Raw genomic sequence first — 7,443 nt, 5'->3', positions numbered from 1 at the left:
CACGCCCAGATTTAACTGAGAGGTGCGGGGAATAATATCCCCCATCGACTCAACCGATACTATCTCTGGCACAGGCACTGGCGGTTTCCAGTATCGATACTCTGTACCTGGTATAGGTATCTCTAACACTCAAGGCGGCTACATTAATGGAGGAGACGGAAAAGATTTGATCTCCGGAACCGGAAACAGAGGCGACGATTTTGTAAGAGGCTTTGCTACAGGCATCAATAATACTCAGGATAGCCGCATTGATGGAGGATTTGGGGACGACTCTATCTTTGGAACTGGAAATGGACAATCTGGAATTGCTGGTATAGGAATCTTCAACAGTGGTGGCAGCGATATTAATGGAGGAGAAGGGAAGGATTCCATCTCCGGAACTGGAACTGGTGGTACTACTAACTATGGAGGAGATGGTACAGGCATCTTCAACAGTGGTGGTAGCGATATTAATGGAGGGAAAGGAAACGATTCTATTACTGGTCTCGGTAAGGGCAGTAATGCAGGTTTAGATCCTATTAGATCATACGATGCGGGTAAGGGTATAGGCATCTCCAACAGTAAGGGTAGCGCCATCAATGTAGGGCAGGGAAACGACTTCATCTCTGGCACAGGCATCGGCGGTCAAGGGAGCTACGATACCCCTTTTGGGGAGCTTGGTCCTGGTGTCGGTATAGGCATTGTTAACAGTGGGATCATCAGTTTAAGCGATGGCAAGGATGCCATCATCGGCACTGGCATTAGTAAAGCCATAGGTATTGTTAATACTAATGGCATCATCTGTGGAGGGGCAGGAGATGATACCCTTACTGGGTATGGTGACAGCATTGGCATCCAAGGTGGCACTATTGATGGCGGAAACGGTAACGATTACTTCAAAGCCCGTCGAATTGATGATAGCGGTAAAGCGGTTTCAGACCAAGGGGGCGCTATTGCCAATGTCTTGATTAAGGGTGGATTTGGAGCCGACACATTTGATGTTGGTTACGGTAATGCCACAATCAATGGTGGATCGGGATGGGACAAACTAATTCTGTCTGATTTAAAAACTGATTACACCATTCTAGGCAACTCCAATAATTACACCATTAAACGTGATGAGTTCACCCTTAATGTCTTGAATGTTGAGGAAATCGTCTTTTTTGGCACTGCTCTACTGTAAATTGTGTTTGGAATTCCCGATCGGTAGACTGTGCTTTGGGTTGCCGATTGGATCAAAAAGACGCATCTAAAACAAAAAACTTTTAATTAGGTATACAGACGAATGGCACTAAGAAAAGTGCAAATCCTTAATCTGCCTGACTTTTGGGTGTAAGGGTTGCACAGTGAAGAATTAAAAACCAAATAATACTTACAAATCAACTACTTCCTCTACACTCCCACACCCAGAAGAAGCAAGGGTTTCACCTTTTCTTCGTGACATTCGTCCTTTTCCCCTCTTTTTTAATTAGCGATCGCACTAAAAATTTACCAGCATTCCACAACACACTGCTAAGGCACAATCAACACTGGGCAAGGGGAAAGGTTAATCACGCGAGTGGTAACGCTATCATCCGCTCCCTCTTCAGTCAAGCCTAGCCCCCGACAGCCCATGATAATTAAATCTGCCCCGATTTCATCAGCAACATCGCAGATCGTAAAAGCTGGTTTGCCTCGCCTTTCTAAGGTTTCAGATTGAATTCCTTGCCCAGAAAATAAAGATTGGGCATTTTCCAGTAGTTTCGCAACTACCTCTGGCGACACCATCGGATCGTCGGCACTAGGCGCGTCTGGAGGTGGTTCTTCTACCACAGACAGCAGTATCAAGCGACTGCTGTACTTTTTGACTACGTTGGTAACAACATCAGCAGCTTCCCGCGTTTCCCGGCTTTGATCGATAGGAAATAATACCGTCTTAAATATATCTGTCACTTGGGTACCCCTGACTCCGGTAAAATCTTGATGGTTCTACTTTCAAAACAATAACAAAAAGGCAATCAGGAGAGTTTGGTGTGTCCAAAAAAAGTTTAGCAAGTTTATCTTCGGCTGATATCTCTGGGAAACGTGCCTTAGTGCGGGTTGACTTTAATGTGCCTGTGGACGATCAAGGCAACATTACCGACGATACTCGCATTCGTGCCGCTCTACCAACCATCCAAGATTTGACGCAGAAGGGAGCTAAGGTCATTCTCGCCAGCCATTTTGGCCGTCCCAAGGGTGTGGATGACAAATTACGCCTAACTCCCGTTGCCAAGCGTCTGTCTGAGTTACTGGGGCAAGAAGTCATTAAAACTGATGATTCCATTGGTGATGAAGTTGCAGCTAAAGTTGGCGCGTTGCAAAATGGCCAAGTGCTGTTACTCGAAAATGTCCGTTTTTACAAAGAAGAAGAGAAAAACGACCCAGAATTTGCGAAAAAATTGGCAGCTAATGCTGATTTTTATGTAAATGATGCTTTTGGTACTGCACACCGCGCCCATGCTTCTACTGAAGGTGTGACTAAATTCCTCAGCCCTTCTGTGGCTGGATATTTGGTTGAGAAGGAATTGCAATATCTGCAAAACGCCATTGAAAATCCCCAACGTCCTTTAGCAGCAATTATTGGCGGTTCCAAAGTTTCCAGCAAAATTGGCGTAATTGAAACATTGCTAGAGAAGTGCGACAAGCTGATCATTGGCGGTGGGATGATTTTTACCTTCTACAAAGCCCGTGGTTTGAATGTTGGTAAGTCTTTGGTAGAAGAAGACAAGCTGGAACTAGCGAAGTCTTTGGAAGCTAAGGCTAAAGAACGGGGCGTTGCTTTATTGCTGCCTACAGATGTGGTATTGGCAGATAACTTTGCCCCTGATGCCAATTCTCAAACCGTTAGCATTGAGAATATCCCCGATGGTTGGATGGGTTTGGATATTGGACCAGACTCGGTGAAATTTTTCCAAGAAGCCCTTGCAGATACCAAAACGGTAATTTGGAACGGGCCAATGGGTGTGTTTGAGTTTGATAAATTTGCGAAAGGTACGGAAGCGATCGCTCATACCCTCGTCGAAATCGGTAAAACTGGCACAACTACCATCATCGGCGGTGGTGACTCGGTAGCGGCTGTGGAAAAGGTTGGTTTAGCCGATCAAATGAGCCATATCTCCACCGGCGGCGGCGCTAGCTTGGAGTTACTTGAAGGCAAGGTATTGCCTGGAATTGCAGCTTTAGATGATGCATAAGTAGGGACTGGGGACTGGGGACTAGGGACTGAAGAAGGGAATAGGGTACAGGTTACAGGGTACAGATTATTCCCTATCACCTGTCACCTTTCCCCAATACCTAAGATCCAATCCCCAACATAAGAAAAATATATGCAATCTAAATGGCTGGAATGGGCGCAAAATTTACAAGCGATCGCTCAAAATGGGTTGACTTATTCTGACGGTGTTTATGATATAGAACGTTACAAACAATTACGAGCGATCGCTACAGAAATTATGGCGACTTACTCGAATATAGAACACAGCTATGTCCTTGATTTATTTAGCCGTGAACTCGGATATGCAACTCCCAAAGTTGATGTGCGAGGAGCAATTTTTCGGGACGATACTATATTGTTAGTCAAAGAACGAGTAGACGGCTGCTGGACTTTACCTGGTGGATGGGCTGATATTGGTGAGTCGCCCAGTGAGGCAGTTGTGAAAGAAGTATATGAAGAATCAGGATATCAAGCACGCGCTATCAAACTTCTAGCAGTCTATGACAGAAACAAACAGGGACATCCACCATTACCGTTTTATGTCTACAAGCTATTTTTTCACTGTGAACTTATTGGTGGTTCGCCATCATCAAGTATTGAAACTGAAGAAGTAGGTTTTTTCCCTGAAGGTGCGTTGCCAGAACTTTCTCTCGGACGTGTGACACCAGCACAAATAAATCGACTTTTTCAACATTATCGCCAACCAAATTTACCGACAGACTTTGATTAGCACTGTTTTATAACTCTCACGAGATAAAAATTAGAAACCTTTGTTGTAATAAGTTTTTATAAATCTATGCGTAGGTTGGGTTGAGGAACAAAACCCAACACCAATAATCCTTGATTTTGTTGGGTTTCACTGTTGTTCAAGAAAGTCGCTACAAATATTTTATTTTTTCAGAGTAAAAAGAGCGTTAGTAGTCCCTTCAATATTTAGTATATTTGTCCAACTTTTTTAGGTAAGATGCTACTAGACAAATGTCCTATTTACACTAATTAACTATATAGTTTGCTCCCAAAATAAATGCATAGCAATGACTCAAATTACTCAACAACAACAAACAATCCAGCATCATCCAAGACTCGGAGTTGAAGTCCTGCGCGGTTGCAATCTTAACTACCTCACAAATCTAGAGTTGCGTGAATTAAAAGAATCACTTTGGAAACATGGCGTTGTAGTAGTCAGACACCAACAGCTTACCGCACAACAATTAAAAGAATTTGCCAAGCAGACTTTTGGTGATTTTATGTTTGGCGGCCCTCCGAAAACATTAGATCCTGATATTAGTCCAGACTTACAAAGCCAATATGTTTATATATTGGGCAATCCGAAGGGGCCAGTTCCCGATCCAGCCGGTAAATATGCGTGGCAATGGCATCATGATAAAGATGGTCTTCCCAGTACAGAGGGACTGGATATGAACGCACTATATGTTGTGATGCTTTATGGAATACAAGTGCCGGAAGGTGTAGATGGGCAACCTCACACTACCGAGTTTCTCGATATGGTAGAAGCGTACAATAACCTAGATCCTCAACATCAGCAGCAATTAGAGCAGATGTCGATGTATCACTCGCCACCAATGTTTTCTAAAAAAACCAAGGTAGAGACTGATATACCGAGGAAAGTGCATCCCATTGTGTCCACTCACAAAGTCACTGGTAAAAAGGGATTATATTTAGGTTCGGACACTGCGATCGCAGTTGGTATGGAAGATCAACCAGAGGAAGCAAAACGTTTCTGGGAGGATTTGTTTGCAACTGTTCTAGACTGCACGCCAGTCTACTCCCATGTTTGGCAGCCAGGAGATATTATTTTTTGGGACAACTCACAAGTGATGCACAGAGGTAAACCCTACGATCCAACCAAGCATCAGCGAATTGCGTTGCGTTTAGGTGTAGTAGAGACAGGTTGAAAGCCACTACTACAATATCTAAGCTAGTAATTAAAAGTTTGTAGTAAGGACTTTAGTGCTTAGAAAATCAAGGACTAAAGTCCTTACTACGAACTTGCTTACTATCAATTTAAACTTGACAGACTACTAGGGCGTTGTCTCAGGAGTTGGTATTGGTGTAGGTTCAGGTTCCGGTGTGGAGGTTTCTGTAGGCGTGGGCGTTGGTGTCGGCGTTGGTGTCGGCGTGGATGTTTCCGTGGGCGTGGGTGTTGGTGATGGGGGAACTGTGGGATTTTCGGCTGTAATAGTGAGTTGATAATCTACTGGTTTCGTTGCTGTGGAAACTACAACAAACTCATAAAATCCATTTTCTGGTAATTTAGTTGACAAACTACGCTTGGTAGAATCTTCTAAAAATCGAATTTTGCCAGAGGGTGAATAGACTGATAACAAGACTTGGGAATTTGCTTCTAGCTTCAAGTCCAGAGATTGGTCTTTGGCAAGTCCAGCAATGAATACCTTACCACCACCAGGTTGGAGAGTACTGCTGACTGTTTTGCCAGTAGCCCCAGGATCGAAGATAAGTTTCTGGAAAGCTGTACCGGCAAGGATTGCACTGAGTTGATCGCTAACAAATCCGTACCAAACTTGTCCAATGGGCTGACCTTGGAAACTTTTACCTCGCTGTTCAGGAAATACACGGAAGAATGCAGTATCTCCTAAATCATACAAAGAACGACTACCAACGTTGATTTTGTTGACTTCCACTTTCCAGCGATCGCGTTCAGCAGTTGTGTAAGTTCCCAGCTTTTGGCGTGCATTATTACTCAGTGGTGCAAGCTTTTCTAGTAATTCTGAAGCTGTTTTATCCCACTCTGCGCGCAAACTCTCATCTTCAGTCCCATTGCTGAGAGTACGTCCCCGTAAACTGGGATTTCTGTCCCAAAAAACTTGATTCACCAAGTTCACGTAGAAGTTAGAGTCAATACCCAACTGTTGACGGCGATCGCTTAATCTTTCTTTGCGTTCTCGTTCTGCTGGCGAATATTGCGCTAAAGGATCGGTTGGTTGTTCGCTAGTTGGAATGGGGCTGGCTGTAGAATTAGGGTCAACCTGCCCGACATCTCGTCTGCCATTCAATCCCCACCAAATTAATCCCACACTACCAGCAACTAGCGCCGCCACAAGGAAGGTTTTTGTTGGTGTCCACCAGGAAGAAGAGGGGGAAGATGAGGGATATGAGGGATATGCAGGGGTTGGGGAAGGTGGGGGAGGTGGAGAGACGGCGACGGTGGCGGATGTGGGTTGTGGTGGAGTGGGATATTGAGTTGGCGGATAGTTCGCTTGGGATGAGTTGAGGGCTTGGAGTACTTGACGGGCTGATTGATAGCGATCGCTTGGTCTGGCAGATAGCATTTTATCTAATACCTGTGCCAAATCTTGACTCAGATTAACTTCCCGTCGCCATTGCCAACTCAGAGTATAGGTATCAATTAATTCTTGGGGTTGTTTCCCTGTCAGTAAAACCAATATTGTTGCGGCCAAAGCATACAAGTCGCTGTGGGGAGATACTAACCCAGTTTGCATTTGTTCTGGGGGCGCAAATCCTATTTTACCTAATAAGGTTGGTGCTGGCGGAGGTGCAACTATACCGGGTTGGTAATATTCGGAAGCCACAGTTGCTACTACTTGTTTGACACCGCCAAAATCAATTAAAACTGGCAGTTTGTCAACAGTCCGAAGCATTAAATTATCTGGAGAAATATCTCGATGAATTACTCCTAGTGAGTGGATGTATTCCAACACTGGCAAAATTTGCTGGAACAATTGGCGTATTTCTGCCTCTGTAAAGCGCAAACCCTGTTTTATCCGGGCATTTAACAAAGAATTGTAAGTTTCCCCTTCTACATAATCTTGCACCAAAAACAGATATTCTTTGCCCCCTAAATTCAGCCGCAGCAGTTCTCGGAAACGGGGAATTTGGGGATGTTGCAATTTATAAAGGACACTCGCTTCTCTCTCAAAGAGTTCTTCAGCTTTTTGGACAACGTAAGCGGTTTGAACTTGGGGGGAAAATTCTTTTAAAACACAAAGTTCGCGGAAACGGTTGACATCTTCAGCTAAATAAGTGCGTCCGAAGCCACCTTGGCCAATTTGACGCACAATCACATAGCGATCGCCTAAAGTCAGTCCCGGTTGTATACCATAACTCATGGGCGTATCCAACAAATTTTCGCCACACTGGAGACAAAAGCGACTACCTGGGGAATTTTCATGTCCTTTAGAACAATATATTTTTGTCATTTGTTATTAGTCATTTGTCATTTGTCATTT

Annotated in this window: 6 protein-coding genes; 4 read left to right on the top strand and 2 right to left on the bottom strand. The window is 44.2% G+C overall.

Translation table 11 applies throughout. From position 1 onward, the window contains the following. The first annotated feature begins 22 nt into the window (after positions 1 to 22). Positions 23 to 1,162, top strand: coding sequence for a hypothetical protein (locus HWQ42_RS10895; protein ID WP_292811805.1), 1,140 nt, complete (start codon positions 23 to 25; stop codon positions 1,160 to 1,162). A 329-nt stretch (positions 1,163 to 1,491) separates the two neighbouring features. Here HWQ42_RS10895 and HWQ42_RS10890 read toward each other — a convergent pair whose 3' ends face one another. Beyond that, a complete protein-coding gene (locus tag HWQ42_RS10890) occupies positions 1,492 to 1,902 on the bottom strand; it encodes a universal stress protein (RefSeq protein WP_094348733.1) in 411 nt (136 codons plus the stop codon). Between the two features lie 89 nt (positions 1,903 to 1,991). Here HWQ42_RS10890 and pgk point away from each other — a divergent pair, with 89 nt between their 5' ends. The 3 genes from pgk (at position 1,992) to HWQ42_RS10875 (ending at position 5,130) form a co-directional block, all read left to right on the top strand. Beyond that, positions 1,992 to 3,194: a phosphoglycerate kinase gene (gene pgk, locus HWQ42_RS10885; RefSeq protein ID WP_292811803.1), complete on the top strand. Its 1,203-nt coding sequence runs from the start codon at positions 1,992 to 1,994 to the stop codon at positions 3,192 to 3,194. A 132-nt stretch (positions 3,195 to 3,326) separates the two neighbouring features. Next, positions 3,327 to 3,944, top strand: coding sequence for an NUDIX hydrolase (locus tag HWQ42_RS10880; protein WP_292811801.1), 618 nt, complete (start codon positions 3,327 to 3,329; stop codon positions 3,942 to 3,944). A 304-nt stretch (positions 3,945 to 4,248) separates the two neighbouring features. Continuing rightward, positions 4,249 to 5,130, top strand: a complete 882-nt coding sequence (locus HWQ42_RS10875; protein WP_292811798.1) for a TauD/TfdA family dioxygenase — start codon at positions 4,249 to 4,251, stop codon at positions 5,128 to 5,130. A 126-nt stretch (positions 5,131 to 5,256) separates the two neighbouring features. On the opposite strand, the gene HWQ42_RS10870 is transcribed toward HWQ42_RS10875, so the two are convergent. Continuing rightward, complete coding sequence (locus HWQ42_RS10870; protein WP_292811796.1) at positions 5,257 to 7,413, bottom strand: serine/threonine-protein kinase; 2,157 nt, start codon at positions 7,411 to 7,413, stop codon at positions 5,257 to 5,259. Positions 7,414 to 7,443 lie beyond the last annotated feature (30 nt).

It is taken from the genome of Nostoc sp. JL23 (genome assembly GCF_017115065.1).
GTDB classification, from domain to species: Bacteria; Cyanobacteriota; Cyanobacteriia; order Cyanobacteriales; family Nostocaceae; genus Nostoc; species Nostoc punctiforme_A.
This window is presented reverse-complemented; position numbering and strand designations above follow the sequence as displayed.